This window comes from Delftia sp. GW456-R20, from assembly GCF_001622915.1.
Taxonomy (GTDB): domain Bacteria; phylum Pseudomonadota; class Gammaproteobacteria; order Burkholderiales; family Burkholderiaceae_C; genus Comamonas; species Comamonas acidovorans.
Window position 1 is genome coordinate 2,368,119 of record NZ_LWCN01000004.1, and the last position, 26,180, is coordinate 2,394,298.

At 67.3% G+C, this 26,180-nt stretch carries 28 protein-coding genes; 14 read left to right on the forward strand and 14 right to left on the reverse strand.

Going from position 1 to position 26,180, the window contains the following annotated elements; all coding sequences use genetic code 11:
- The first annotated feature begins 52 nt into the window (after window positions 1-52).
- From rpoH to A4F85_RS15945, 9 genes are all read left to right on the forward strand, one after another.
- Complete coding sequence (gene rpoH, locus A4F85_RS15905; protein WP_012203622.1) at window positions 53-997, forward strand: RNA polymerase sigma factor RpoH; 945 nt, start codon at window positions 53-55, stop codon at window positions 995-997.
- Window positions 998-1,094: 97 nt separating this feature from the next.
- Window positions 1,095-2,087, forward strand: a complete 993-nt coding sequence (locus A4F85_RS15910; RefSeq protein WP_034390683.1) for a Bug family tripartite tricarboxylate transporter substrate binding protein — start codon at window positions 1,095-1,097, stop codon at window positions 2,085-2,087.
- Window positions 2,088-2,106: 19 nt separating this feature from the next.
- Window positions 2,107-2,853 carry a sterol desaturase family protein gene (locus A4F85_RS15915; protein ID WP_063327125.1) on the forward strand — a complete coding sequence of 249 codons (747 nt, stop codon included), beginning with the start codon at window positions 2,107-2,109 and terminating at the stop codon, window positions 2,851-2,853.
- Entirely contained in the window at window positions 2,850-3,785 is a 936-nt protein-coding gene (locus tag A4F85_RS15920; RefSeq protein WP_063327126.1) for a fatty acid desaturase, read from the forward strand. The genes A4F85_RS15915 and A4F85_RS15920 overlap by 4 nt, the downstream gene beginning before the upstream one ends.
- Window positions 3,786-3,800: 15 nt before the next feature.
- On the forward strand, window positions 3,801-5,753 hold the full coding sequence (locus tag A4F85_RS15925; protein WP_063327127.1) for a StlD/DarB family beta-ketosynthase: 1,953 nt from the start codon (window positions 3,801-3,803) through the stop codon (window positions 5,751-5,753).
- Window positions 5,753-6,757 (forward strand): DUF6999 family protein, encoded by a 1,005-nt coding sequence (locus A4F85_RS15930; RefSeq protein WP_063327128.1) that lies wholly within the window; start codon window positions 5,753-5,755, stop codon window positions 6,755-6,757. The genes A4F85_RS15925 and A4F85_RS15930 overlap by 1 nt, the downstream gene beginning before the upstream one ends.
- Window positions 6,758-6,992: 235 nt before the next feature.
- Window positions 6,993-7,676 (forward strand): Crp/Fnr family transcriptional regulator, encoded by a 684-nt coding sequence (locus tag A4F85_RS15935; protein ID WP_063327129.1) that lies wholly within the window; start codon window positions 6,993-6,995, stop codon window positions 7,674-7,676.
- Between the two features lie 47 nt (window positions 7,677-7,723).
- Window positions 7,724-8,020 (forward strand): type II toxin-antitoxin system RelE/ParE family toxin, encoded by a 297-nt coding sequence (locus A4F85_RS15940; RefSeq protein ID WP_063327130.1) that lies wholly within the window; start codon window positions 7,724-7,726, stop codon window positions 8,018-8,020.
- Window positions 8,017-8,325, forward strand: a complete 309-nt coding sequence (locus tag A4F85_RS15945; protein WP_063327131.1) for an addiction module antidote protein — start codon at window positions 8,017-8,019, stop codon at window positions 8,323-8,325. Before A4F85_RS15940 ends, A4F85_RS15945 begins: the two co-directional genes overlap by 4 nt.
- A 16-nt stretch (window positions 8,326-8,341) precedes the next feature.
- Here the strand turns inward: A4F85_RS15945 and A4F85_RS15950 are convergent, their stop codons facing one another.
- The 5 genes from A4F85_RS15950 to A4F85_RS15970 all read right to left on the reverse strand — a co-directional run bounded on the left by A4F85_RS15950 (window position 8,342) and on the right by A4F85_RS15970 (window position 14,077).
- Complete coding sequence (locus tag A4F85_RS15950) at window positions 8,342-10,078, reverse strand: putative bifunctional diguanylate cyclase/phosphodiesterase (protein WP_231890564.1); 1,737 nt, start codon at window positions 10,076-10,078, stop codon at window positions 8,342-8,344.
- Window positions 10,079-10,095: 17 nt separating this feature from the next.
- Window positions 10,096-11,673, reverse strand: coding sequence for a methyl-accepting chemotaxis protein (locus A4F85_RS15955; RefSeq protein ID WP_063327133.1), 1,578 nt, complete (start codon window positions 11,671-11,673; stop codon window positions 10,096-10,098).
- A 161-nt stretch (window positions 11,674-11,834) separates the two neighbouring features.
- Window positions 11,835-12,449, reverse strand: coding sequence for an SCO family protein (locus A4F85_RS15960; protein WP_063327134.1), 615 nt, complete (start codon window positions 12,447-12,449; stop codon window positions 11,835-11,837).
- A 178-nt stretch (window positions 12,450-12,627) separates the two neighbouring features.
- Complete coding sequence (locus A4F85_RS15965) at window positions 12,628-13,317, reverse strand: SCO family protein (RefSeq protein ID WP_063328002.1); 690 nt, start codon at window positions 13,315-13,317, stop codon at window positions 12,628-12,630.
- Window positions 13,304-14,077, reverse strand: coding sequence for an SURF1 family protein (locus A4F85_RS15970; protein WP_063327135.1), 774 nt, complete (start codon window positions 14,075-14,077; stop codon window positions 13,304-13,306). Before A4F85_RS15970 ends, A4F85_RS15965 begins: the two co-directional genes overlap by 14 nt.
- Window positions 14,078-14,106: 29 nt before the next feature.
- On the opposite strand from A4F85_RS15970, the gene A4F85_RS15975 reads away from it, so the two are divergent.
- The gene (locus A4F85_RS15975) at window positions 14,107-14,349 is read left to right on the forward strand and encodes a twin transmembrane helix small protein (RefSeq protein WP_013803982.1); all 243 of its coding nucleotides are present in this window, start codon (window positions 14,107-14,109) and stop codon (window positions 14,347-14,349) included.
- A gap of 70 nt (window positions 14,350-14,419) precedes the next feature.
- Here A4F85_RS15975 and A4F85_RS15980 read toward each other — a convergent pair whose 3' ends face one another.
- The 7 genes from A4F85_RS15980 to A4F85_RS16005 all read right to left on the reverse strand — a co-directional run bounded on the left by A4F85_RS15980 (window position 14,420) and on the right by A4F85_RS16005 (window position 20,811).
- Window positions 14,420-15,301 (reverse strand): cytochrome c oxidase subunit 3, encoded by an 882-nt coding sequence (locus A4F85_RS15980; protein ID WP_013803983.1) that lies wholly within the window; start codon window positions 15,299-15,301, stop codon window positions 14,420-14,422.
- Between the two features lie 70 nt (window positions 15,302-15,371).
- Window positions 15,372-15,584, reverse strand: coding sequence for a DUF2970 domain-containing protein (locus A4F85_RS15985; RefSeq protein ID WP_013803984.1), 213 nt, complete (start codon window positions 15,582-15,584; stop codon window positions 15,372-15,374).
- Entirely contained in the window at window positions 15,581-16,201 is a 621-nt protein-coding gene (locus A4F85_RS15990; protein WP_082848220.1) for a cytochrome c oxidase assembly protein, read from the reverse strand. Before A4F85_RS15990 ends, A4F85_RS15985 begins: the two co-directional genes overlap by 4 nt.
- A gap of 24 nt (window positions 16,202-16,225) precedes the next feature.
- Window positions 16,226-16,333, reverse strand: a complete 108-nt coding sequence (locus A4F85_RS31175) for a cytochrome oxidase small assembly protein (protein ID WP_012203604.1) — start codon at window positions 16,331-16,333, stop codon at window positions 16,226-16,228.
- A 23-nt stretch (window positions 16,334-16,356) separates the two neighbouring features.
- On the reverse strand, window positions 16,357-18,027 hold the full coding sequence (gene ctaD / locus A4F85_RS15995; protein WP_012203603.1) for a cytochrome c oxidase subunit I: 1,671 nt from the start codon (window positions 18,025-18,027) through the stop codon (window positions 16,357-16,359).
- A gap of 35 nt (window positions 18,028-18,062) precedes the next feature.
- Window positions 18,063-19,244, reverse strand: coding sequence for a cytochrome c oxidase subunit II (gene coxB, locus A4F85_RS16000; RefSeq protein WP_013803986.1), 1,182 nt, complete (start codon window positions 19,242-19,244; stop codon window positions 18,063-18,065).
- Window positions 19,245-19,908: 664 nt separating this feature from the next.
- Entirely contained in the window at window positions 19,909-20,811 is a 903-nt protein-coding gene (locus tag A4F85_RS16005) for a class I SAM-dependent methyltransferase (protein ID WP_012203600.1), read from the reverse strand.
- Between the two features lie 89 nt (window positions 20,812-20,900).
- Between A4F85_RS16005 and A4F85_RS16010 the strand changes: the two genes are divergently transcribed.
- The 3 genes from A4F85_RS16010 (at window position 20,901) to A4F85_RS16020 (ending at window position 22,674) form a co-directional block, all read left to right on the forward strand.
- Entirely contained in the window at window positions 20,901-21,635 is a 735-nt protein-coding gene (locus A4F85_RS16010; protein WP_012203599.1) for a ComF family protein, read from the forward strand.
- A gap of 52 nt (window positions 21,636-21,687) precedes the next feature.
- Entirely contained in the window at window positions 21,688-22,185 is a 498-nt protein-coding gene (gene trmL, locus A4F85_RS16015) for a tRNA (uridine(34)/cytosine(34)/5-carboxymethylaminomethyluridine(34)-2'-O)-methyltransferase TrmL (RefSeq protein ID WP_043824427.1), read from the forward strand.
- 183 nt (window positions 22,186-22,368) lie between these two features.
- On the forward strand, window positions 22,369-22,674 hold the full coding sequence (locus A4F85_RS16020; RefSeq protein ID WP_013803990.1) for a DUF4148 domain-containing protein: 306 nt from the start codon (window positions 22,369-22,371) through the stop codon (window positions 22,672-22,674).
- A gap of 156 nt (window positions 22,675-22,830) precedes the next feature.
- Here A4F85_RS16020 and A4F85_RS16025 read toward each other — a convergent pair whose 3' ends face one another.
- Both A4F85_RS16025 and A4F85_RS16030 read right to left on the reverse strand, forming a co-directional pair.
- Window positions 22,831-23,295, reverse strand: a complete 465-nt coding sequence (locus A4F85_RS16025; RefSeq protein ID WP_034390662.1) for a MaoC family dehydratase — start codon at window positions 23,293-23,295, stop codon at window positions 22,831-22,833.
- Between the two features lie 76 nt (window positions 23,296-23,371).
- A complete protein-coding gene (locus A4F85_RS16030; RefSeq protein ID WP_012203595.1) occupies window positions 23,372-24,001 on the reverse strand; it encodes a LysE family transporter in 630 nt (209 codons plus the stop codon).
- A gap of 297 nt (window positions 24,002-24,298) precedes the next feature.
- Here A4F85_RS16030 and kefC point away from each other — a divergent pair, with 297 nt between their 5' ends.
- Window positions 24,299-26,179 carry a glutathione-regulated potassium-efflux system protein KefC gene (gene kefC, locus A4F85_RS16035; protein ID WP_063327136.1) on the forward strand — a complete coding sequence of 627 codons (1,881 nt, stop codon included), beginning with the start codon at window positions 24,299-24,301 and terminating at the stop codon, window positions 26,177-26,179.
- Window position 26,180 lies beyond the last annotated feature (1 nt).

Genomic DNA, 26,180 nt, shown 5'->3' on the forward strand with positions numbered 1-26,180 from the left:
ACTCGGTCATAACGAGTGCTAATATGAAGGAATGGAAGAAAGGAACTCTGCAATGACAAACGCCTCCGGCTCCATTGCGACCACCTTGGCACCCGCTAACCCCTGGGCCCTGGTGCCGCCTCTGGGCAATCTGGATGCCTACATTTCCGCGGTCAACCGCCTGCCCATGCTCACCCTTGAGGAAGAGCAGGACTACGCCCGCAAGCTCAAAGAACACAGCGATCTGGACGCCGCAGGGCGTCTGGTGATGTCCCACCTGCGCCTGGTGGTGTCCATCTCGCGCCAGTACCTGGGCTACGGCCTGCCCCACGGTGACCTGATCCAGGAAGGCAACGTGGGCCTGATGAAGGCCGTCAAGCGCTTCGACCCCGATCAGAACGTGCGCCTGGTGAGCTACGCCATGCACTGGATCAAGGCCGAGATCCACGAGTACATCCTCAAGAACTGGCGCATGGTCAAGGTCGCCACGACCAAGGCCCAGCGCAAGCTGTTCTTCAACCTGCGCTCGATGAAGCAGGGCCTGAAGTCCGACGCCGCCATGGCCGAGGACGGCGCCATGCTGCGTGACACGCTGACCTCGGGCGAGATCGACGCCGTGGCCGAGAAGCTCAACGTCAAGCGCGAAGAAGTCATGGAGATGGAAACGCGCCTGGCCGGTGGCGACGTGCTGCTGGACCCCTCGCCCAGCGACGACGGCGAGCAGGCCTTCGGCCCCATCGCCTACCTGGCCGATGGCGCCCACGAACCCACGGCAATGATCGAGTCGCGCCAGCGCGACCACCTGGCCACCGACGGCATTGCCATGGCACTGGATTCGCTGGACGACCGCAGCCGCCGCATCGTCGAGGAGCGCTGGCTCAAGGTCAACGACGACGGCTCGGGCGGCATGACGCTGCATGAGCTGGCCGCCGTCTACGGTGTCAGCGCCGAGCGCATCCGCCAGATCGAGGTGGCTGCCATGAAGAAGATGAAGAAGGCCCTGGCCGAGTTCGCCTGATGGCCTGACGGCCTGGGCTGACAGGCCGCTTCACGACAAACCCGGATAATCTCCGGGTTTTTTATTGCCCGCAGCCTTTGCGGCCCCCACGTACCCCATGCCCGCCAGCGCCATCTCGCCACTACGCCGCCTCTTCGCCAATGCCTTGGCCACCGCCCTGGCTTCGGCCCTGCTGCCTTGCGCTGCCGTAGCGGGCGATAACTGGCCCAGCAAGCCGCTGCACCTGATCGTCGGCTTTCCCGCAGGATCTTCCCCGGACCTCACGGCGCGCGCACTGGCCGAGCCGCTGGAAAAGCGCCTGGGCCAGCCCGTCATCGTCGAGAACAAGGTGGGCGCCGGCGGCAACATCGCAGGCGAGCAGGTGGCCCGTGCGCGCGACGGCCATACCTTCAGCGTGATGATCAACGGCAACCTGACGATTGCCCGCCTGCTCAACCCCGCGGTGCGCTACGACCCTGTGAAGGACCTGCAGCCCGTCAGCCTGATCGGCGTGGCGCCCCTGGTGCTGGTGGCTCCGGCTGGCGCGCCCGAGGGCCGGGCTTTCCTGGAGGCCGCGGCCCAGGCCGGCAGCCGCTGGAGCTACGGTTCCCCAGGCGTGGGCACGGTGGGCCACCTGGGCATGGAGCTGCTCAAGAGCCGCTCCGCGCTCAGGCCCGAACACATTCCCTACCCCGGCTATCCGCAGGTGTTCAACGCCATCCAGGGCGGCGACCTGCAGCTGTCCATGCTGCCGCCCGCGCTGGCCATGGCCCAGGTGCAGGCCGGCAAGCTGCGCGGCGTGGCCGTGACCTCGGCCGCGCGCAGCCCGCTGGCGCCGGGACTGCCCAGCCTCAAGGAGCTGGGCGTGGGGGATTTCGATCTGGAGATCTGGAACGCCGTGGCCGCGCCCAAGGCCATGCCCGCCGCCCATGTGCAGAAGCTGGCCGAAGCGGTCAGCGAGATCGTGCGCTCGCCCGAGATGCGTGCACGCCTGGCCGCCCAGGGCTGGCAGGCTGTCGGCAGCTCGCCCGAGGGCCTGGCCCTGCGCATACGCCAGGACGTGACGGCACTGGGCCGCATCATCCGCGAACAGGGAATCCACGCGCAATGACGTGCTCGATCACACTGCCATGACCGCTGCCCAAGCCTTCACCGAACTCAACGCCTGGCAGGTCATGGCCTGGGGCCTGCTCTTCTTCGGCGTGCTGTACACGGCCGGCGGCTGGGGCATGATGGCGCTCACGCGCTGGCTGCAGCGGCGCGGCGTGGGCCGCGTGCTGGACACGCGCCCGCTCAAGCCCGACCAGTTGCGCCGCGAATGGCGCCAGTCGCTGCATTCGGTGCTGATCTTCGGCATCGGCATGATCGTGCCCTGGGGCCTTCTGCAATTGGGTTGGGCGCGGCTGGAGCCCGATGCAGGCCCCTGGCGCATTGCCATCGAAATCGCGGTGCTGCTGATCTGGAACGATGTGCATTTCTGGATCAACCACCGCCTGCTGCATACGCGGCTGCTGGGGCGCTTTCATGGCGACCACCACCGCTCCATCGTCACCACGCCGTGGTCCACCTACAGCTTCCATCCCATCGAGGCGCTGATGCTGGGCAACGTCATCCTGCTGCCCATGGTGGTGCATGACTTCAGTTTCTGGTCGCTGGCCTCGGTGCCGGTACTCAGCCTGCTGCTGAACGTCATAGGCCACTCCAACTATGACTTCTTTCCCGGGGTGTCCGACACGCATGCGCTGGCCGCCAGCCGGCGCCACCATCTGCACCATGCCCGGCCCAATGGCAACTACGGCTTTGCGCTGGCCTTCATGGACCGGCTGATGCGCACGCGCGTGGCACTGCCCGCCACGGCCCGGCCCAGGACGGAATGAGCCGACCGCCTGCTCGCCACGTCCAGCCACGGCTGCCCCGGCTGCGCCACTGGCGCGACCTGCAGTCGCTGGCCTATCTGGTGGCGCTGCCGCTGATCGTGTGGTGGCAGTGGCAGCATGGCTGGAACCTGTGGCTCTACGGGATTGAGCTTTTCCTCACGCTGGGCGTGGGCGTCATCCACCACAACCACACGCATTTGCGCATGTGGCGCGGGCGCTGGGCCAACCGCTTCACCGACTACTGGCTGACCCTGCTGCAGGGCCACCCGACCTTTGTGTTCTGGCCCGCCCATGTGGCCAACCACCACCGCTTCCGCCACGGCCCGCGCGACATGGCACGCACCTACCGCTTCGGCGGCGACCACAACCATCTGCTGGGCTACCTGCTCCACCCGCTGCAGGCCGGCTGGGTGCTGTACCCGCTGTTCCTGCGCTGGCTGGGCCAGTTGCGGCGGCATTGGCCCGGCGCCTTTCGCTACTGCATGGGCCAATACCTGCTGTGGCTGGGCAGCTGGGCACTGCTGCTGTCGCTGGATTGGCAAAAGGCCTTGCTGCTGGTGATCGTTCCCCAGTTGCATGGCCTGCACTGGCTGCTAGCCACCAACTACCTGCAGCACGCCCATGCCGATGGCCGGCCGCTGACGCGCAGCCAGCGGATGGACAGCGTCACGCCACTGAACTACGCGCGCAATTTCGAGGGCTGGGTCAATCCGCTGCTGTTCAACATCGGCCTGCACACGGCCCACCACGAGCGGCCCCAGGCCCACTGGTCCGAGCTCACGCGCCTGCACAGCGAACACTACCGCCAGCGCGTGGCACCTGCGCTCAACGAAGGCGGACTGCTACCCTACATGGCCCGCGTCTTCGTGCTCGGCACGGTCTGGCCGCCGGCGCGCACGCGTGCGCAAATGCCTCCCGGAACATACGACTGATACGACCCTGAACCCATGCCCGTCGCCTATTCCAACGTCTATCTGCATGCCGCAGGCATGTTCCTGCCCGGTGAACCCGTGGACAACGCAGGCATGGATGCCTACGTGGCGCCGCTCAACCGCCTATCCGAGCGCCTCAAGCGCCGCATCCTGGCCGAGAACGGCATTGTCCAGCGCCACTACGCCATAGACGCCGAAGGCCGCACCGTCCACAGCAACACGGCCATGGCCGCCCAGGCCATCCATGACTGCCTGGCACAGGCCGGGCGTGCGCTGGGCGATGTCGGCTTCCTGGCCAGCGGCTCGTCGGGCGGCGATGCGCTCATGCCCGGCTTTGCCAACATGATCCAGGGCGAGATGGCCGCGCCGCCCATGGAGACCCTGTCCGTGCACGGCGTCTGCGCCGCCAGCGTGGGCGCGCTGCAGGCGGCGGCCCAGGCCGTGGACCGTGCGCCCGACTCGCTGGCCCTGGCCGTGGCCAGCGAAATGCCCTCGCGCCTGTTCAAGCGCTCGCGCTTCGCGGCCCAGGGATACAACACGGACTTCGACGCCCACTTCCTGCGCTGGATGCTGTCCGATGGCGCAGGCGCCGTGCTGCTGGGCGGCCCGCAGGCCCTGCCCCAGGCGCCGGGCCTGCGCCTGAAGCTGCGCTGGACGCACCTGCGCAGCTTTGCCGGCGACTACCCGGTCTGCATGCAACTGGGCCTGACGCCCGACCGCGCCACCAGCCACCTGGACTTTGCCGCCTGGGGCGATGCCGAGGCCGCAGGCGCGCTGTCGCTGCGCCAGGACATCCGCCTGCTGCCGCACCTGTTCGATGTCTGCATCCACGAATACGCCCACCTGGCGCACACGGGCTGGGTGCCCGAGCGCGGCATCGACCATTTCCTGTGCCACTACTCGTCCGAGCGCTTCATCCCCGTGGTCGATGAGCTGCTGGGCAAGGCCCAGCTCGGTATCCCGCGCGAGCGCTGGTGGAGCAACCTGGCCTGGCGCGGCAACACGGGCGCGGCTTCCATCTTCGTGATGCTGTCCGAGTTCCTGCGCACGGAGTCGGCACGCCTGAAGCACGGCGACACCGTGCTGTGCTTCATTCCCGAATCGGGCCGCTTCACGGCCGGCTACATGCTGCTGGAAGTGGAGGATGCAGCCCAGGCTCCCGCCGCCACCCCGGCCAAGGCCACAGCACGCAGTGCCACCGCCGAAGCTCCCGCTGCCCCGGACCTGCTGCCCGATGTCTCCACCATCGCCCCGCCCCACGACCCGAACCAGGCCCCGGCCACGCTGGCGCCGCTGCTGACCGAACTGGCCAGCCTCTGGCAGGACTACCGCTCGCGCGTGTGGCGCACGCCGCTGCTGCAGCTCATACGCACAGGCAGGCTGCAGACGGCGGACTACGTGCGCTGGATGAGCCACTGGGTTCCCCAGGTGCGCGAGGGCAGCCTGTGGATGCGCGAGGGCGCTGCCTCGCTGACCGGCGAGCACGCGGCGCTGGCCGCGCTGATCGACGTGCATGCGGGCGAGGAGCAGAACGACTTCCGCATCCTGCACGAGGACTACCTCAAGGCCGGCGGCACCGAGACCGACCTCACCCGCCTGCGCCGCAACCCCGGCGGCGAGGCGCTCAACGCCTATCTGCACGGCCTGGCCGCCACGCCCAATCCGGTCGGCCTGCTGGGCGCCATCTACATCATCGAAGGCACGGGCCAGCGCATCGTGCCCAGCCTGCTGCCACTGCTGCGCGCCAGCCTGCCGCTGCCGCCCGATGCCTTCCGCTTCCTGGAATACCACGGCGCCAACGACGAACACCACCTGGAGCGCTGGCTCATGGCCGTGCAGATGGTGATGGCGCTGGACGGCACAGACGGCAGCGGGGGCACGGCGGCGCAGGCCATCGTGCGCACCGCGCGCCACACGGCGGCGCTGTACCTGATGCAGTTCGAGCATGTCCTGCCCGAGGAGCACTGATGCAACCACCAGACTTCATCGAACCGCCCCACGACGAGCGCGACCCCAGCCCCTGGCGCGCGCTGTACCTGGACCAGAGCACGCCGCTGCCCGACGACGTCAAGGCCGCCTGGCTGCGTGACTGCAGCAGCGGCTCGCGCCAATACCTGCTGCCCTTCCTGCGGCCGCTGGCACGCACCAGCATCGTGCTCATCCAGATCCTCAAGGTGCTGCTGCCGCGCAACTGGGCGCACTCCAGGCTGCTGCACCGGCTGCTGGCCTTCAGCATGAACCGCTTCGTCTCGCCCGAGGCCAACTGGCTCATCCTGCGCCATTTCCACCTGGGCTCGCAGATCCTGGCCTTTGTCGCGGCCAACGCGCCCACGCCCGTGTCCACCACACCGCTGGAGCCGGACAGCATCGACGACATCAAGGACGACCTGTTCCTCAGGCACGACCTGAACCTGTTCAACTTCGTCATCCGCCTGAACAACGCGCTGCGCGCCGCAGGCCAGGAACTGCAGCCCGTGGCCGAGCCCGACTTCGCCATGCTGCGCAACCCGCCCCTGCGCCTTGAGGACATGCCGCGCGGGCGCCTGAACCTGCTGGACCTGCAAAGCGCCATCGAGGTCTACACGCCCGTCTACCAGCTGCTGCTGACCGACAACGACTTCTGGCGCGCCAGCAACTCGCTGCAGCTGGACGAGACCGTGGCCATCTATGCGGCCAAGATCCTCGCCTCGCCCGAGCACCTGGTCATGCTCAACAACAAGCACCCGCTGGTGCCCCTGTCCACCCTGCGTGCCGGCCACCGCCTGGTGCTGCACGGCCTGTCCACCGAAATGCTGCACTGCCTGCTAATGAAGGTTGCCAGCGGCGACATCCCGCTGCCCGCCCGCGAGCTGGCACGCATGCGCGAGGCGGCCCGCGCCCACGGCAGTGGCAGCAGTGGCAGCAGTGGCAGCAGTGGCAGCAGTGACAGCAGCGGCAGCGCCAACAACGCCGACAGCACCGCAGCCGTCTGACCCAGGTCAAGAAACAGCGGCAGATGGCCGCCATCCCGCGCGAAACGCGTTACATCGCGTTGCATTCAACGGCATAGCCCGCTAGCCTGCACGGCTTCTCCCGGGGCGCGCCGCCCGGGTCCACTGCCGGTGCCCTGGGTGGCTGTCTGCCCGCCCAGGCTGCGGCGCATCCTAGCCTGCGTGCCCCATGCCATCGTCGTCCTCCACGCCTTCAGCGGTTCGCTGCAGCGAATGCATGCGTTCGTCCCATTGCCTGCTGGGCCAATTGCCCGCGCCCGCATTCCAGCAATGGCTGCCGCACATCCGCGAACGCGGCCTGGCCAAGGGCCAGAAGCTCCAGGCGCAGGGCAGCGTCGCCCATGAATTCCAGGTGATCAAGATCGGCTTCGTCCTGGCCATCCGCCGTGGCGGCGACGGCGTGCAGCGGCCCGTGGCGCTGTTCGGCAACGGCCACGCGCTGGGCAGCCCGGGCTGGCTGCAGCAGCCCTCGGCCATGCACTTCGAGGCTTTGGGCCCGGGGCGCATCTGCTGCGTGGACATCGCCACCATCACGCGCCGCGGCCTGGTCGATGCCGCCTTCGTGCGCGCGCTGGCCACCAGCTACACCTGCAACAACGCCCTTCTGGCGGAATGGGCCCACATCGTCCGCATCCCCGGCGTGCTGCGCCAGCTGGCCGCCACCCTGATGCAACTGGCCGCGCTGCAGTCAAGCCTGCTCGTGCGCCTGCCCAGCCAGGGCGCATTGGCCGCCCTGCTTGCCACCACGCGCGAAACCATCGCGCGCAGCCTTGTGCGCCTGGTGCAGCTCGGCGCACTGGAGCGGCCCGACCGATGGCACTGCGTGCTGCAGCCTGCGGTGTTGTCGAGGATCAGTGGGGGTGGGGTGAAGGATTTGGAGTACCAGGGGATGGGAGGCTGAACACCCATACCAGGCTTCTTTTGTAGCCAACTGGCTACAATCCAACCATGTACAGCGTCATCGAAACCGAGGCGTTTGCTGATTGGGTAGACAGCATTCGTGACATGCCAACTCGTATCCGCCTGCGTCGTCGCCTGGGCAAAGCCATGCGCGGAAACCTGGGAGACGTGAAATCCGTTGGCGAGGGCCTATGGGAGATGCGCGAGTTTTTCGGGCCAGGTTGGCGCATGTACTACATCCAACGCGATCATGTTCTGATCGTGATGCTTGGCGGCGGAGACAAGTCCAGCCAGGCACAGGGCATTGCTGCGGCCAGGGCGATGGCCAGGGAGATCAAGCTATGAGCAACATCAAGATGCGGCCATTCGACATGGCCAACTACCTCGGCACCGAAGAGGAAATCGTGGAGTACCTGCGCCAGGCGCTGGAAGACAACGATCCGGCCGAACTGGCTGCGGCGCTGGGCGACATCGCACGCGCGCGCGGCATGACTCAGCTCGCTCGCGACACCGGACTTTCTCGGGAAAGCCTCTACAAAAGCCTGTCTGGCGAACGGGCGCCCAGTTCCGAGACGCTGTTCAAGGTGATTCAGGCCATGGGCTTCAGGCTCACCATCGCTCCTGCCGCATCGCAGCAGCCAGCAGCCTGACACTCGGACCACCCGCTTACTGCACCAACACCGCCTCTGCAGGCCTTTGCAACAGAGGCGGAATCTGCTCGGCCGGCATGGCGCGGGCGAAGAGCCAGCCCTGGTAGGCGTCGCAGTCCAGGATGCGCAGCAGGCGCAGCTGCTCGGCGGTTTCCACGCCTTCGGCAACCACCTGCAGGCCCAGGGTGCGGGCCAGCGCGATCACGGCCTTGACGATCTTGGCGTCGGCCGGGCTGTCGAGCATGGGGCCGATGAAGGTGCGGTCTATCTTCACGCGCGAGACGGGCAGATCGCGCAGGTGGGCCAGCGAGGAGTAGCCGGTGCCGAAGTCGTCCAGCACCACGCAGACGCCGGCCGCCAGCAGGCTGCCCAGCAGCTCGCGCGCCTGCAGAGGGTCGGTCATGGCGGCGGACTCGGTGACTTCCAGCTCCAGCAGGTGCGGCGGCACGCCATGCCGGGCCAGGCTGGCCATGAGGCGCTGCTGCAGGTCGGCCTGGCGCAGCTGCTGGGCCGAGAGGTTGACCGCCACGCGCAGCGGCATGCCTGCGCGCAGCCAGTCGCCGGCCTGGCGGCAGGCAGCATCGATCACCCACTCCCCCAGGGCCAGGATCAGGCCCGTGGATTCGGCCACGGGCACGAAGCGTTCGGGCGAGACCCAGCCCATCTGCTCGTCGTTCCAGCGCAGCAGGGCTTCCACGCCCTGGACCTGGCCGCCCAGCACCTGCACCTGGGGCTGGAAGTGCAGGCTCAGCAGACCCCGGTCCAAGGCACGCTTGAGGCGTTCGTGCAGCAGCACTTTCTCGGCCATGGCCTCGCCCATGGCGCTGGCATAGCGCGCATAGGAGGAGCGGCTGCGCTGCTTGGCGTCGTACATGGCCATGTCGGCATAGCGCATGAGGGTGGCCGCATCGCCCGCGTCCTGCGGATAGAAGGCTGCGCCCACGCTGGCACCGAAGTTCAGCGCGTAGTGCCCTATGGTGCAGGGCCGGCACAGCTCGTGCAGCAGCGCGTCGATGCGCTGGCGCAGATCGGGCTCGTTGCAGGGCTGCAGCAGGGCGGTGAACTCGTCACCGCCCATGCGCGCCAGCGTGGCCGAGCCGCCCAGCGCGACCTGCATGCGGCGCGCCACCTCCTTGAGGACCTGGTCGCCCACGTCGTGGCCGTAACCGTCGTTGATGGCCTTGAAGTTGTCGAGGTCGAGCAGCAGCAGCGCAAAGGACGCGGGGCCGGCGCCCGATTCAGACTGCGCCTGCGCTTGCGAGATCGCCTGTTCCACCTGCAGCCCGAACTGCCAGCGGTTGAGCAGGCCGGTCAACGTGTCGTGGGTGGCGTGGTAGTGCATGCAGGCTTCCATCTGGCGCAGCTGCGACAGGTCGCGCACAAAGGCCACGGCCACGCCGCTGCCGTGCGGCGAGTGGCCCAGGGCGATGTCCACCGACAGGCGCTTGCCGTCCTTGCGCAGCAGCCACAGATCGCGCCCCTGGCCCATGGGCCGGCGCGCGGGCTGGGCGAAGTAGGACTGCAGTTGCGGCCCGTGGGCCGCCTGCGCCTCGGCCGGCAGCAGCATGTGCAGCGAGTGGCCCAGCAATTCGGCGGCGCCATAGCCGCTCATGGCCTGCATGGCGGGATTGGCCAGCAGGATGCGGCCGCTGCGGTCCACAAGCAGGATTCCGTCGGGCGCGGCCTCCATGGCCACGCGCTTGAGGTCTTCGTCCAGCGCCTCGCCCGGTGCGGCGGGATCGCAGGCAACCATGCCCCAGCCCGCCGCCATCATGCGGACGCCCCGCTGCCGTGAAAGACCGATGCCGCAGCCTCCAGCGCCTGCGCCTGTCCGGCCAGCAGCTGTGCGTGCCCGATGGTGTCGCGCGCCAGGGCGGCATTGTGCTGGGTCATCTGTTCGAGCTGCTGCACGGCGGCCTGCACCTGCTGCACGCCGCCGGCCTGGGCCTGGCTGGCGGCCTGCATGCCTTCGGCCAGCACCAGTTGCTCGCGCATATCGGCCTGCACGGCCAGCATGGCCTCGCCCACTTCACGCGCCATGGCGCAGCTTTGCGCCACCTGCTGCTGCGATGCCTCGATCAACGCCTTGATCTGGCGCGCGGCGTGGGCGCTGCGCTGGGACAGGCCCCGCACCTCGTCGGCCACCACGGCAAAGCCCTTGCCGTGTTCCCCCGCGCGTGCGGCCTCCACGGCGGCGTTGAGCGCCAGCAGGTTGGTCTGGAAGGCGATGCCGTCGATGAGCGAGCTGATCTGCCCCACCTGGTCGCTGGTCTGGGCCACGCCGCGCATGCCCTGGTCCAGTTGCACGACCATGCGGCTGCTCTGCCCTGCCATGTCCACGCCGTGCCGCGCGCGGGCGGCGGCCTCGCCGGCCTGGGCGCTGCTGCGCTCGATGGCGCTGGCCAGGGCCTGCATGGCCTGGGCCGATTGCTCCAGGCTGGCGGCCGCGGCTTCGGTGCGGTCGCTCAGTTCGGTACTGCCCTGCTGCACGGCCAGCGCGCAGCGGCGCACCTGGTCGCTCTTGCCCTGGATGTCGCCGACCAGGGAGACCAGGTTGAGCCCAGTCTGCCGCACGGCGCTGCCGATGGCACCGATCTCGTCCGTGCGCTGCAGGAACCGTGCATCGGTCTGCTGCCCGCTGGCCACGGCCTGTGCCTGGCCGCGCAGCGCCGCCAGGGGCATGAGCAGCCGGCTGCGCAGCCATTGCCCGGACGCCACGCAGGCCAGGCTCCAGATCAGCCAGGCCGGCCAGACCTGCGCCAGCGGCACGGCCGATGCCTGCAGCGCGAAAGACCACAACCCGGCCGACCCCAGCAGCCACAGGCCGGCCACCACGGCCTGCACGCGCCAGGCCAGTGGCCGAAAGCGCCACCACCGCTGCAGCGCGCCCACGGCGCCGCGCCCCACGGGAAAGCCCCGGTGCAGGCCAAGCGAGCGCACGCCGGCATTGATCTGTTCATAGAGCGCCGCATGCTGCTGCACCTCGCGCGGCTCGGGCCGGGTGCGCACGGACAGGTAGCCGACCACGGCGCCCGCATGGCGTATGGGACTGGCGTTGGCGCGCACCCAGTAGTGGTCGCCATTCTTGCGCCGGTTCTTGACCAGGGCGCTCCAGGGCAGCCCGCGCTGGATGGTGGACCACATGTCGGCAAAGGCGGCAGCCGGCATGTCGGGATGGCGCACGATGCTGTGGGCCTTGCCGTAGAGCTCGGCGGCCTCGAAGCCGCTGACGCGGATGAAGGCATCGTTGGCATAGACGATGCGCCCCTTCAGGTCGGTGACGGAAAGAAGCGTCTCTCCTTCGCTCAGAGGGTACTCACGCTGGGTGACGTACACGTTTCGCCGCATGGATCAGGTCTCTCGGAGATGGGCGGGGCGTCGGCATGACACCCCCAGGCGGGGCCCACTCTAAGCAGTCCTGAGGCGATGCACATCAGGGATGGTGTGCTGCAGCGCACCTAAACGCAGTCAATGTGACGGGGGTCACATTGGCTGCGGCGCACGCAGGATCAGGAACGCTTTTCCTGCAGCAGGGCCTTGACGTCGGCGCCCAGCACCTGCGGGCCGCCGCCGTATCGCTCATACACGCGCAGGCGGCCGGCCGTGTCATAGACATAGCTGCCGGCCGAATGGTCCAGCGTGTAGGTGCCTTCGGTCTTGCCGGGCACTTTCTTGTAGAAGAGCTTGAAGTCCTTGGCCACGGCCGCCGTCTCGTCCGGCGTGCCGTGCAGGCCGACGAAGCCGGGGTCGAAGTTGCCCAGGTAGGCCTTGAGCACCTCGGGCGTGTCGCGCTCGGGGTCCAGGGTGACGAAGACGCCCTGCAGCCTGTCGCCATCGGCGCCCAGCTGCTGCTTGACCTCGACCAGCTCCTGCAGGGTGGTGGGGCAGACATCGGGGCATTGCGTGTAGCCGAAGAAGACCACGACGACCTTGCCCGCAAAGTCCTTGATGCTGCGCTGCTTGCCGGCCACATCGCGCAGGGGAATGTCCTTGGCGTACTCGGCGCCCGTGACATCGACGCCCTGGAAACTGGTCTTTGCCTCGCGCGAGCATCCGCTCAGCGCCAGGGCGCCCCATGCCATGGCGGTCAAGCCCAGAACGCGCAGCGCTGTCCGTTTGTTCATGCTTCCTCAACAAGGTAGTTGCCGCAGGCTGCGTGGCCGCAAAGGCTGCGCGCCGGCCCGGGCTGGAAAGGGAAAAGGCGAAAGCGTCCGCTGAAGGCGCTTTCGCACAGCCGCAAACCATAACCCATAACCGCAAGACCCCGGCGCTGCGGGGCCTGCCAGGGCCTACTGGCCAGCCTTACTCGCCATCGCCCGGGCGCCCTGCCGTGTCCCAGGAGGCCGATGCACGCAGCAGCCGGTCCAGGTCGCGCTTGGCCTTGCCGGCATCGGCCATGCCCAGGCCAGCGGGCATGCGCATCATCCAGTGGCCCTGCGGGTCCACCACGTACAGGTGGTCCTGCAGCGCATGGCCGGGCGCCGGCTGCAGCCAGCCGCGCAGCACGGCCTCGGGCACGCGCAGCACCGTGGCCTGGGCCAGCGCGGGGCGCAGGTGCGCGGGCACGGGTGCGTCGTCGGAGATGAGCCAGACCCGGTCCAGCCGGTCCTTTTCGCGGCCCAGTGTCTCGCGCAGCTGGCGCTGCAGATAGAGATGGCTTTCGCAGGCGCTGCCGCAGGCACCGCCCGCCACGCTGAGAAGCAGCCACTGGCCCTTGAGCGACTGCAGCGGCAGCGGCGCGCCGTCCAGCGTGGTGGCCGTGGCCGAAGGCAGGGCCGGCTGGGCCGCGATCAGCTCGCCAAAGCTGCGCTGCTGGCCAGGCCGCAGCACGTAGTAGGTGAAATAGGAGGCCACCACGGGCGCGGCGCAGACCGCGAACACGGCCAGCATCTTCCAGCGGCCGCTGCGCGTGCGTTGCGCGCCGGCAAGGCCCGGCTGCAAGGGTGGCAGGCCATGGACAGTCATCTCCAGGGGAGTCTCAGGAGCGGGCATGGCGCGGGCGGACAAAGCGTCGGACGATTTGGAACCAGACATACAAAAGCGTGATCAGGGCCGCAAGTCCAAACCATTGGAACGCATAGCCATGGTGTTTCTCGACACCGGCCGTCACAACGGGCCAGTCGCGCCGCAGGCCTTCGCTGGCTTCGCCGGTCTGCAGCAGGCTCCATTCGCGCAGCGGCAGCCCGGAGGCCACGGCCCATTCGGCAATGTCCACATTCTGTCGGATGCGCGACTTTTGCCCATCAGGGTCTGCCCCTGCACGGCTGAATTCATAGAGCCGGGACGGCGCGGCCTCCATGCGCCCCTCAACGGTCACCAGGCCTTCGGGCGTCTGCACCTCGGGCAAGGCCGTGCGGTCCAGGAAGTTGCGCGGCACCCAGCCGCGCTGCACGGCAATCACCACATCCTCATGCGGCGCGGTCAGCCGCAGCGGCGTGAGCACAAAGAAGCCCGGCTGGCCCTGCATCTGGCGGTTGTCCAGGTACAGCGATTGCCCGGCAATCCAGTGGCCCTGCAGTCGCACGGGCCGGTGCAGCCAGGGCGCCGCCTCGGTGTTCAGGGCAGCACCGGGTTGCATGGGCGCCAGCTGCGCGTTGTCCAACGGCGGCAGGCCCTGCTGGCGCTGCACGGCATCGAACAATTGCTGCTTGTAGGCCGCGCGCTGCAGTTGCCAGCGGCCCAGGGACAGTGTGATGGCCACGCCGATCAGCGCGGCCAAGGTGATCAGTACAAACCGCCAGCGGTCTGGCATTCTGGAAACACGCACCGGATAATCCACCCATGAAATTCGTGATCGTTCTCGCCCTGCTGGCCATTGTCGCCAGTCTGGGCAGCGCCTTGTTCTTCATGATGCGCCGCAATCCCGAAGACCAGGAGGGTCCGGGCGACGACAGGCGCCGCAGCCGCGCCATGTTCCGCGCACTGGCGCTGCGCGTGGGCCTGTCCATCACGCTGTTCCTGTGCGTGCTGCTGGCCGCCAAGCTGGGCTACATCCATCCCACCGGCTGGACCGCCGGGCAATAGACAAGCCCCCTGCCCCCGCAAACCAAAAGAAGCGCCCAGGCGCTTCTTTTTGCATGGGGCGGGCAGGCCCTCACATCCAGTACACAAGGACGTAGAGGAACAGCCAGACCACGTCCACGAAGTGCCAGTACCAGGCCGCGCCCTCGAAGCCGAAATGCCGCTCGGAGGTGAAGTGCCCCGCGTGCAGGCGCATGGTAATGAAGAACAGCATCAGCATGCCCACGAAGACGTGGAAGCCGTGGAATCCCGTGAGAAGGAAGAAGGTCGAGCCGAACACGCCCGAGGACAGCTTGAGGTTCAGCTCGGTGTACAGGTGGTAGTACTCGTAGCCCTGCACGCACAGGAAGACGAAGCCCAGGATCACCGTCATCCACATGAAGGCGATGGTGCGGGCGCGGTGGCCGGCCTGCAGCGCATGGTGGGCGATGGTGAGCGTCACGCCCGAGGTCAGCAGCAGCGCCGTGTTGATGGTGGGCAGCCAGAACGGGCCCACGGTCTGGAAGGGCTCGACGCTGTTGGCCGGCGAGGCCGTGGCACCCGCTGCCATGCTGGGCCAGACGGCCTTGAAGTCGGGCCACAGCAAAGCGTTGTCCAGGCTGCCCAGCGCGGGCACCGAATGCGAGCGCGCCCACCACAGGGCGGTGAAGAAGGCGCCGAAGAACATCACCTCGGAGAAGATGAACCAGCTCATGCTCCAGCGGAAGGACAGATCGATCTTGCGCCCGTACTTGCCCGACTCGCTTTCATGCGCGGCTTCCCGGAACCAGAAAAAGAGCACGGCCAGCCACCAGACCAGGCCAAGGCCCAGGCTGTACATGCCCCATTCATGCCCATTGATCCAGTTGCCCGCGCCCAGAATCACGAAGAACAGCCCCGCCGCCGCCATGACGGGGTGGCTGGACTCGGCCGGCACGTAGTAGTAAGGCGTTTTGCCGTGGGTGGTTGCACTCATTGCTCAGCTCCTGAAATTCTTGGTTCTCGGTTTCCCGTCTATCACTCTCTGTCCCCGATGGCCGCGCCGCTCAGACCACGAGCTTGACCAGCGCGATCAATCCCAGCACCAGCACGAAGATGGCCGCCAGCCCCACTGCAATCACATGCAGCGGCGTGATGCGCTCCCCGTCCTGCTGGTACTCGCTTCCCCTGCGCACGCCGAAGAGCGACCAGGCCACGGCGCGCACCGTGCGCCACACGCTGGGCGGGCGGCGCGGCTCCCGTGGCTGCGGCGCATTCATGAGGCGGGCTCCTGCTTCGGCCCCGCCGCCACCGGCGCCTCGCCCGTGGGTGCGGCCGGCGTCCTGCCGCCCACCTCGAAGAAGGTATAGGACAGCGTGATCGTGGTCACATCCTTGGAGATGCGCGGATCGATCACGAAGGCCACCGGCCACTCGCGCTTTTCTCCGGGCTCCAGCGTGTACTGCGAAAAACAAAAGCACTCCAGCTTGTTGAAATGCGCGGCCGCCTGGCGCGGCGCATAGCTCGGTATCGCCTGGGCCGCCATGCGGCGGTTCTGCACATTCTGGAACTCGTACATGACCGTGGCCAGCTCGCCCGGATGGACCTGGATGGAGCGCTGCGCCGGCTTGAAGTCCCAGGGCCCGCGCGCATTGGCGTCGAACTCCACGGTGATGGTGCGGCTCTTGTCCACCTGCGAGTTGGCGGGCAGCTTCACATCGCGCCCGGCCGTGCCGTTGCCCGGCACCTGGCGCTCGGACAGCGACAGGATGTTGATGCCCGTGAGCTCGCAGATGTGCTTGTAGATGGGAATCAGCACGTAGCCGAAGGCAAACATGCCCAGCGCCACCACGGCCAGCTTGCCCACCATCTTCGCGTTTTCACTGCGCACGCTCACGGACGTCCCTCCTGTTGCCTGCCCTCAATGGAGCACGGTGATCTTGATCACGAAGCCGGCCAGAAAGACCAGCGCCACCGATACCAGGATCAGCGCCAGCCTCAGGTTGGCTTTTCGTTGCTGTGCGTCCATGTGCATCTCCCTCGGGGCTTGCATCAACCGATGATGCGGGTGGCGGTGGCATCGAGCTTGGGCGGCGTCTCGAAGGTATGGAACGGCGCCGGCGAAGGCACTTCCCACTCCAGGCCCTCGGCGGCCTCCCAGGGCTTTTGCGGCGCCTTCTCGCCCTTGCCGCGCATGGCGGGCACGACGACAAAGAGGAAGAAATACACCTGCATCAGGCCAAAGCCCAGCGCGCCCAGCGAGGCCACCATGTTGAAGTCGGCGAACTGCATGGGGTAGTCGGCATAGCGGCGCGGCATGCCGGCCAGGCCGAGGAAGTGCATGGGGAAGAAGGTGACGTTGAAGAAGATCAGCGAGCCCCAGAAGTGGATCTGGCCGCGCGTCTCCGAATACATCACGCCGGTCCACTTGGGTGCCCAGTAGTAGTAGGCCGCGAACATGGAGAACAGCGATCCGGCCACCAGCACGTAGTGGAAGTGGGCCACCACGTAGTAGGTGTCCTGCAGCTGGATGTCGATGGGCGCCATCGACAGGATCAGGCCCGTGAAGCCGCCCATGGTGAACACGAAGATGAAGCCCACCGAGAACAGCATGGGCGTCTCGAAGGTCATGGAGCCGCGCCACATGGTGGCCACCCAGTTGAAGATCTTCACGGCCGTGGGCACCGAGATCAGCATGGTGGCGTACATGAAGAACAGCTGGCCCGTGACGGGCATGCCGGTCGTGAACATGTGGTGCGCCCACACGATGAAGGACAGGATGGCGATGGACGAGGTCGCATACACCATGGAGGCATAGCCGAACAGCTTCTTGCGGCTGAAGGCCGGCACGATCTGGCTGATGATGCCGAAGGCCGGCAAGATCATGATGTAGACCTCGGGGTGGCCGAAGAACCAGAAGATGTGCTGGTACATCACCGGGTCGCCGCCGCCTGCGGGGTTGAAGAAGCTGGTGCCGAAATGGCGGTCCGTCAGCGTCATGGTGATGGCGCCGGCCAGCACGGGCATGACGGCGATCAGCAGGTAGGCCGTGATCAGCCAGGTCCAGGCGAACATGGGCATCTTCATCAGCGTCATGCCGGGCGCGCGCATGTTGAGCACGGTGACGATGATGTTGATGGCGCCCATGATGGAGCTGGCGCCCATGATGTGCATGGCCAGGATGGAGGTGTCCATGGACGGGCCCATCTGCAGCGTCAGCGGCGCATACAGCGTCCAGCCTGCGGCGGGGGCGCCGCCGGGCATGAAGAACGAGCCCACCAGCATCAGGCCGGCCGGGATCAGCAGCCAGAAGCTGAAGTTGTTCATGCGCGCGAAGGCCATGTCGGAGGCGCCGATCTGCAGCGGCAGCATCCAGTTCGCAAAGCCCACGAAGGCCGGCATGATGGCGCCGAACACCATGATCAGGCCGTGCATGGTGGTCAGCTGGTTGAACAGCTCGGGGTTGACGATCTGCAGCCCGGGCTGGAACAGCTCGGCGCGGATCAGCAGCGCCAGCACCCCGCCCACCATCAGCATGGTGAACGAGAACAGCAGGTACAGCGTGCCGATGTCCTTGTGGTTGGTGGCGAACATCCAGCGGCGCCAGCCCGTGGGCGTGGCGTGGTGGTGATGGTCGTCATGCCCGTGTCCATGCTCGTGCTCATGCGCATGTTCGTGGCCCTCGCCCGCAGGGCTGTGGATGGGGGGAAGTACGGCGCTCATGCTGTTATCTCCAATCGCTCATCTGTCTTGCGGGCTCACTGGCCGGGGAACTTGCCGGTGCGGGCGGCCACGAACTCGGCCGGCTGCACCAGCTGGCCGGTCTTGTTGGACCAGTGGTTCTTGGCAAAGGTGACCACGGCGGCCAGCTCGGTATCGCTCAGCTGTTTCCAGGCGGGCATGGCGCCGTTGGCACGGCCTTCCAGCACCACATGCATCATCTCGGCCGTGGGACCCAGGACGATGGGACTGCCGTCCAGCGGCTTGATGGGACCGGCGCCCTTGCCGTTGGCCTGGTGGCAGGCCGCGCAGTTGGCCGCATAGACCTTCTCGCCGCGTGCCATCAGGTCGGGCAGGCTCCAGACCTTGCTGGGATCGTCCTTCTTGGCGGCGGCGATCTTCTTTTGCTCGTCCACCCAGGCCTTGTAGCCGTCGCTCGACAGCACCTTCACGTGGATGGGCATGTAGGCATGCTCCTTGCCGCACAGCTCGGCGCACTGGCCGTAGTAGTCGCCGGTCTTTTCGGCACGGAACCAGGTGTCGCGCACAAAGCCCGGGATCGCATCCTGCTTGATGCCGAAGGAAGGCACCATGAAGGAGTGGATCACGTCATTGGCCGTGGTGATGATGCGCACCTTGCGGTCCACGGGCACGACCAGCGGGTTGTCCACCTTGAGCAGGTAGTCGTTGGGTGCCTTGGAGACATCGCCGCTGTCGGACAGCGCGCGGTGGCTGCTGTCCAGCGTGGAGATGAAGCTCAGGCCCTCGCCTTCGCCGTTGATGTAGTCGTAGCCCCATTTCCACTGGTAGCCCGTGGCCTTGATGGTGACATCGGCATTGGTGGTGTCCTTCTGCGCCACCAGCACCTTGGTGGCCGGCAGCGCCATGAGCACGACGATGATGAAGGGCACGATGGTCCATACCACCTCGACCGTGGCCGATTCGTGGAAGTTCGCCGCCTTGGCGCCGCGCGATTTGCGGTGCTTCCAGATCGAATAGAACATCACGGCGAACACGCCGATGAAGATCACCGTGCAGATGATCAGCATCATCCAGTGCAGGTAATGCTGCTCATGCGCGATGCGCGTGACCGCCGGATGAAGGTTGAGCTGATTGACGGCCGGGCCGCCTGGCAGATCTGTCGTCGCATGCGCAAGGGAGCCTCCCCCTGCCACACTCATCAAGCCCCAGAGAACCAGCTTGGTGGAAATGCTTTTCATAGTTTTCACTTACATCTAAGCCTCGGGTTATCCACTCGCTCCGCTGCGCCGGCGTGGGGGCCGCGCAGCCAGACCGTTCAACGCCTGCCCAAAGGGCAACTCCCGGCCTCAACTGTCCGAGCATGCATGAAAGCGCCGCAGATGTGCCTGCGCGCAATCACCAATAGCGTGCCAGCCGGCATCAACGGCAGCTCGGACGTGGGACCAGGATTCGGGCGTACAGCCATCCCCGCCTGCGCCTGCAGGCGCATGAATTCGGAGGACAGCAGCAAGGTGGACGGAAGAATGCGCGCACGCCGGCCATTCAGGGCATATGTGCCATGGGGGCCGGGAGCGGATTGGAAAAGGGGGCGCATGCGGCCCGGCATGCGACGCAGAAGAGGGGACAGCAGGGACAGAAAGACCAGTGCCCGCTCCCAGAGGAACAGGCACTGCTGCAGCCGGTGATGATCAAACTCGTGGGCAGGCCGCTCCTGGATGGGTCGGCCCGTTCTCGTTCCCGTGGCAAAACGAAACACCAAATCGTCTCCCCTTTCGGCCTGCGGACCGCTGGTCTTTTCCCGGCCCGGGAAAGCGAGCCCAGGGAAAAGCTGTTGTCTCTGTCAGCTCGGGAAAAGTGTAGACGTTTTTGTTTTCGATCAATGACCGGAAAGCGACATTGGGGCTATCGCAAACCCGTGTTGCGCGGCTGGCGCAGCATGCTGCGCATGTCCTCCAGCGATACGGCGCTGCTGGACTCCAGGCGCACGCGCGGCTGCGGCTTGTAGGCGTGGCCGTAGACGATCTCGAAGGTCAGCGCCAGCTGCCCGTCGGGGCCGGCCAGGCGCTCGCGCAGGGCATCGTGCAGGCGCTGCTGCCAGCGGCGGCCGCGCAGCGCGGCAAAGCGCTGCGGATGGAAGTTGCGGCCCAGCTCGCGCAGCTCCTGCAGCAGCCGCTCGGGCGTGGCAAAGGTCAGCGTGATGTGCTCCATGTCCATCACCGGCTCGCTGAAGCCTGCGTGCACCAGCATGTCGCCCCAGTCATGCATGTCGGTGAAGGCCTGGCCGGCGGGCGGCCAGCCCAGCTGGGCGTAGATGGCGTGCAGCTCGCGCAGCGTATCGGGCCCCAGGCAGGAGAACATCACATAGCCGTCCACGGACAGCGCCTGATGCCAGCGCGTGATCAGCGCCTGCGGGTCGGCCTGCTGGTGCAGAGCCATGTTGGCCCACAGCATGTCCACGCCGGCAGGCTCGGGTTCGCCGAAGCGCGTGGCGCCCCCGGTCCAGCGCGCGGGCTGCCACCAGCGCGCGCCCAGCTGCTCGCGGGCGGCGGCCTCATGCAGCGGCGAGGCTTCATAGACCAGGCATTCGGACTGCGCATAGCGCTGGCGCAGCAGCGCATGGGCCTGCAGGCCGCCGCGCACGGGCTGCCAGTGGCACCAGCGCTGGGGCGGCTTGACGATCCAGTCCAGCCGCTCCTGCATGCGGCGCGCCACCTCCTCATGCAGCCACGGCGAGGCCGCAGGCGCGGCCTGCTGCCAGCGCAATGCGGCGGCCGGATCGATGGTGGGGGGCAATTCGTGGGACATGGCTGGGCGGGGAATCCGGGCTCCTCGAAAGACAGGCGCCCGGCCCCGGAGCAAAGGGGTGGCGGACGCGGCGCGAGTATATTGACTCCATGCCCAACCTGCCTGCGTCATGGCTTTCGCACTGGCATGCCGGCCTGCCCAGCCAGTGCGCTGTCTGCCGCCGCTGGCCGGCGCAGCGCCTGTGCCAGGACTGCCGCTTGCGCTGGGCCAGGCCGCTGCCGCGCTGCGGGCTTTGTGCCATGCCGCTGCCAGCGGGGCACGGCGCCAGCGGGGGCCAGCAGGTCTGCGGCGCCTGCCTGGTCAAGCCTCCGCCACTGACGCACTGCCTTGCCGCGCTGGACTACGCCTATCCCTGGCACACGGTGATCGGCGACTTCAAATTCCGGGGAGACACCGGCCTGGCACGCAGCCTGGCCGCCCTGCTGCTGGAGCAGCACGGGGCGCGCGAGCAGCTAGAGCAATGCGATCTGCTGCTGCCCATGCCCCTGTCTGCCCAGCGCCTGCGCGAACGCGGCTTTCACCAGGCCCTGGTGCTGGCCCGTGCGCTGTCCGGCCCATCCACCCGCGGCAAGCTGCGGCACCAGGCCGTGCAGCGCGCCCACACGGCACAGGCCCAGCATGACCTGCCGCGCGCCCTGCGCCTGCGCCAGCTGCGCGGGGTCTTCGCGGTGCCGCCGGCGCAACTGCCCCATGTGCGCGGCCGCAGGGTCCTGCTGATCGACGATGTGATGACCACAGGTGCCAGCCTGCATGCGCTGGCCACCTGCCTGCGGCGTGCAGGCGCGGCCGAGGTCAGCGCCCTGGTGCTGGCGCGCACGCCCTGATCGTGGGGGTTCGGGGCCCGGGGGCATAGGCCGCCGCGAGACAATACGGGCCATGTTCCATATCGTTCTCGTCGCGCCGGAGATCCCGCCCAATACCGGCAATGTGATCCGTCTGGCCGCCAACACCGGCTGCAGCCTGCACCTGATCGAGCCGCTGGGCTTTTCCATGGAAGACCGCCTGATGCGCCGCGCCGGCCTCGACTACCACGAGTACGCGCCCGTGCGCCGCCATGCCGACTGGCAGGCCTTCCTGCAGGACTGCCAGCCGGACCGCCAGCGCATGTTCGCCATGACCACGCACAGCAGCAGCCCCGCCCACGCCATCGGTTTCCAGCCTGGCGACTGGCTGGTGTTCGGCTCCGAAAGCAAGGGCCTGCCCGCCGAGGTGCGCGAGCAGTTCCCGCCGCAGCAGCGCCTGCGCCTGCCCATGCTGCCGCAGCAGCGCAGCCTGAACCTGTCCAATGCCGTGGCCGTGACCGTGTTCGAAGCCTGGCGCCAGCAGCAATTCGTGGGCGCTGCCCTGGCCGAGGGAGCAGCCGGCGCGGCCTGAGCGATCGGCCGGACCGGGCGGAAAGTTCCCGGCCGATTGTTTCAACAGCTGAAAAAGCGCATTGCCAATCCAAGGGTTTTTCCCGATTCCAAGCCGTCCTACATTTGAGTCATGGGCTCTACGTTACCAAGCGATTTCCGCAAAGAACGCCCTGTCCCAGAAACAAAACAAAGGACTTGAATCATGAAGAACACCCGCCGTTTTGCCGTCCTGGCCGCCCTCTCCATCTCCGCCATCGCCGCCCAGGCTGCCGGCTTCGACTACGCCGACAACAGCAGCTACCCGCCCGAAGTGAAGACCCAAAGCACGCTGACACGTGCCCAGGTCATGGCCGACCTCAAGGCCGCCCAGGCCAATGGCACCATGCCCTCCGTCGCAGAAGGCTACCTGCCCATCCAGAACACTGCCACCGCCACCGTGAGCCGCGATGAAGTGCGCCGCGAAGCCGCCGCCGCCGAGCGTTCGGGCCAGCTGAACTTCGGCGCCTGAGCCTCAGCCCCCCCCGCAACCGCTGCCACCACGCAGCCAGCCCGCAGGTGCCCCCTGCGGGCTTTTTTCATCGCCGGGCCGCCCCAAGATGAAAAGCGCCCCCTTGGGGGGCAGCGGACCTTGCGTAGCAAGGGTCGCGTGGGGGTCAGTTCTGATTCAGGCCTTGGCGCCGTAGTTGCGGGCCACGGACTCGGCCACGCAGGCGGGCTTGTCGGCGCCTTCGCGCTCCACGGTCACCAGCCAGGTCATCTGCAGCCCACCGGGCTCGATGGGCTCGGCGGCCTGCAGCGTCAGGCGCGCACGCAGGCGGCTGCCCACGGGCACGGGAGAGGTGAAGCGCACGCGGTTCAGGCCGTAGTTCACGCCCATTTGCGCGCCTTCGATGTGAAAGCAGTTCTGGAAAAACTGGGGGATCAGCGACAGCGTCAGAAAGCCGTGCGCAATCGGCGCGCCGAAGGGGCCCTTGGACGCGCGCTCGGGGTCCACATGGATCCATTGCTGGTCGCCCGTGGCATCGGCGAACAGCTGCACCTGCTGCTGGGTGATGGTGATCCAGTCGCTGACGGCGACTTCCTGCCCCACGCAGGCACGCACTTCGGAATAGGAATGGAAGGTTTTCATGCCCCAAATGGTAGGGGCCGGTGCCGCGCGCTCCATGTCGGGCGCGCGACAGGCTAGGGTTAGTCCAGGGTGGATGTCACCTGGACGCGCGCTGAACAAAGAACAGGCCTGTGCCCACGGCCATCAGCAGTGCGCCAAAGACCCGGTTCTGGCTGCGCACCGCACGCGCGCTGCGCATGAAGCCGCGCAGGGCGCTGGCGCTGGCCGCATAGCCGTGCATGACCATGGTGTCCACGGCCAGCATGGTGGCGGCCAGGATCAGCAACTGCAGCCACAGCGGGCGGCTGGTGGTCATGAACTGGGGCAGCACGGCCACCATGAAGATGATGCCCTTGGGATTGGTGGCATTGGTCAGGAAGCCCGTGAGCACGCGGCGACGCACGCTGAGCTCGGGCATGGATTCCTGGGTGGCCAGGGGTGCGGCACCCGAGCGCCATTGGCTGATGCCCAGGTAGATCAGATAGCAGGCGCCGACGATCTTCACGGCGTTGAACGCCCATTCGGAGGCCAGCAGCAGCGAGCCCACGCCCGCACCGGCGATCAGCAAGATGGTCAGCAGCCCCAGCTGCAGCCCGAAGATGGTGGCGCTGCTCTTGCGCACGCCATACGACAGGCCATGGCTCATGGACAGCACGGCGCCCGAGCCCGGGGAGACCGCAATGATCCAGCAGGCCACAAAGTAAGCGATCCAAGTGTGCCAATCCATGCCAAACACCTTAAAAATACGGAGCAGGCCGGCATCTTAAAACTGTGCAGCCGATGTGGCGCACTGCCGCAGCAAAGCCGGATGGGGCGGTGAAGCATTCGGTGGCATTTTTCATCGCCGGGCCGCCCCAAGATGAAAACGGCCCCCTCGGGGGGCGCCCGGCCAGGGGCAGCGGACCTTGCGCAGCAAGGGGAGCGTGGGGGGCATTTTTAACCCTGTCAGAAAGCTGACCCGGCTGTGAGAGTGACACAATCAATTGCCCCAGGGTAAACACCAACTCCAAGATCCCAAGCTCCCATGGAACACAGCGCCCCCATCTGGCTGACCTACGGCTTTCTCTATCTCACCGCCGCCGTGCTGGCCGTGCCCATTGCGCGTGCCCTGGGCCTGGGCGCCATCATTGGCTACCTGGGTGCCGGCATTGCCATGGGCCCCTGGGGACTGTCGCTTGTCAGCAATGTGGATGACATTCTTCATTTCGCCGAGTTCGGCGTGGTGCTGATGCTCTTCGTGATCGGGCTGGAGCTGCAGCCCAGCCGCCTGTGGGAGCTGCGCCGGCCCATCCTGGGATGGGGGCTGGCGCAGATGCTGGCCTGCACGGGCGTGCTGTTCCTGGCGGCCTGGGCCTTCGGCTTTTCCTGGCGCGTGAGCCTGATCGCGGGCATGGGCCTGGCCCTGTCGTCCACGGCCATCTGCCTGCAGGTCATGGCCGAGCGCAACCTCATGCGCACGCCCAGCGGCCAGGCCGGCTTCTCCATCCTGCTGTTCCAGGACGTGGCCGCCATTCCCATCCTGGCGCTGATCCCCATCCTGGGCGCGGTCAAGGCCGCCAATGCCACGCACACCGACAGCCACCTGTGGCTGCAGGTGCTCAAGACCGTGGGCACCATCGCCGCCGTGGTGGTGGGCGGCCGCCTGCTGCTGCGCCCCCTGCTGCGCTGGATCGCGCGCAGCCGCACGCCCGAGATCTTCACCGCCACCTCGCTGCTGCTGGTGGTGGGCATTGCCATGCTGATGGTGCAGGTGGGCCTGTCCATGGCGCTGGGCGCCTTCCTGGCCGGCGTGCTGCTGGCCGACAGCGAGTACCGCAGCGAGCTGGAGACCAACATCGAGCCCTTCAAGGGCCTGCTGCTGGGCCTGTTCTTCATGGCCGTGGGCATGAGCATCGACTTCGGCGTGCTGCTGCGCGCGCCCTGGGCCATGGCGGCCATGGTGCTGGGCTTTCTGGCGCTCAAGGGCGCCGTGCTCTACACCCTGGCCCGCGTGCTGAAGCTGCCCTGGCGCGAGCGCCCGGTGTTCGCCCTGCTGCTGGCCCAGGGCGGGGAGTTCGCCTTCGTGGTGTTCCAGACGGCGGCGCAGTACAAGGTGTTCCACCACAGCATCTCGTCCATGCTGGTGGCCGCCGTGGCCCTGTCCATGCTGATCGGCCCGCTGGTGCTGGTGCTGATGGACAAGCTGCTGCTCAAGCGCTTTGCCGACATGAAGGATTGCCAGGTCGACGGCGCGGGCCAGACTGCCAGGCCCCATGAAATATCGGAGCCGCAGGACGCGCAAATCATCATTGCGGGCTTTGGCCGCTACGGCCAGATCGTGGCACGCGTGCTGCTGACCCAGGGCGTGCCGGCCACCATCCTCGACCACAGCGTGGAGATGCTGGAAGTGGCCCACACCTTCGGCTACCGCGTGTTCTTCGGCGATGCCACGCGCATGGACCTGCTGCGCATTGCCGGCGCGGACAAGGCGCGGGTGCTGGTCATTGCCGTGGACTCTTCCGAGCAATCGCTGAAGATCGCCGCCCGCGTGCGCAAGCGCTTTCCGCACCTGGAGATCGTGGCCCGCGCGCGCGACATGGCCCACTGGTACCAGTTGCGCGACCTGGGCGTGCACCATGTCGAGCGCGAAGTCTTCGAGTCCAGCCTGGTGTCGGCGCGCACCGTGCTGGAACTTGCGGGCCACAGCCCTGCCGAGGCCCAGCGCACCACCACGCGCTTTCGGGAGCACAACCTGGAGCTGATCGAGCGCATGTACCCCCACCACAAGGACCAGGCCCAGCTCATTGCCGTGGCCAAGCAGGGCCGCCAGCAGCTGGTCGAGCAGATGGCCAAGGAGCGGCAGGAGGCCCAGGCGCAGCAGGAGAAGGACCAGGCGCCGCAGGAAGCGCCGCCGCCCGGCCCCTGAA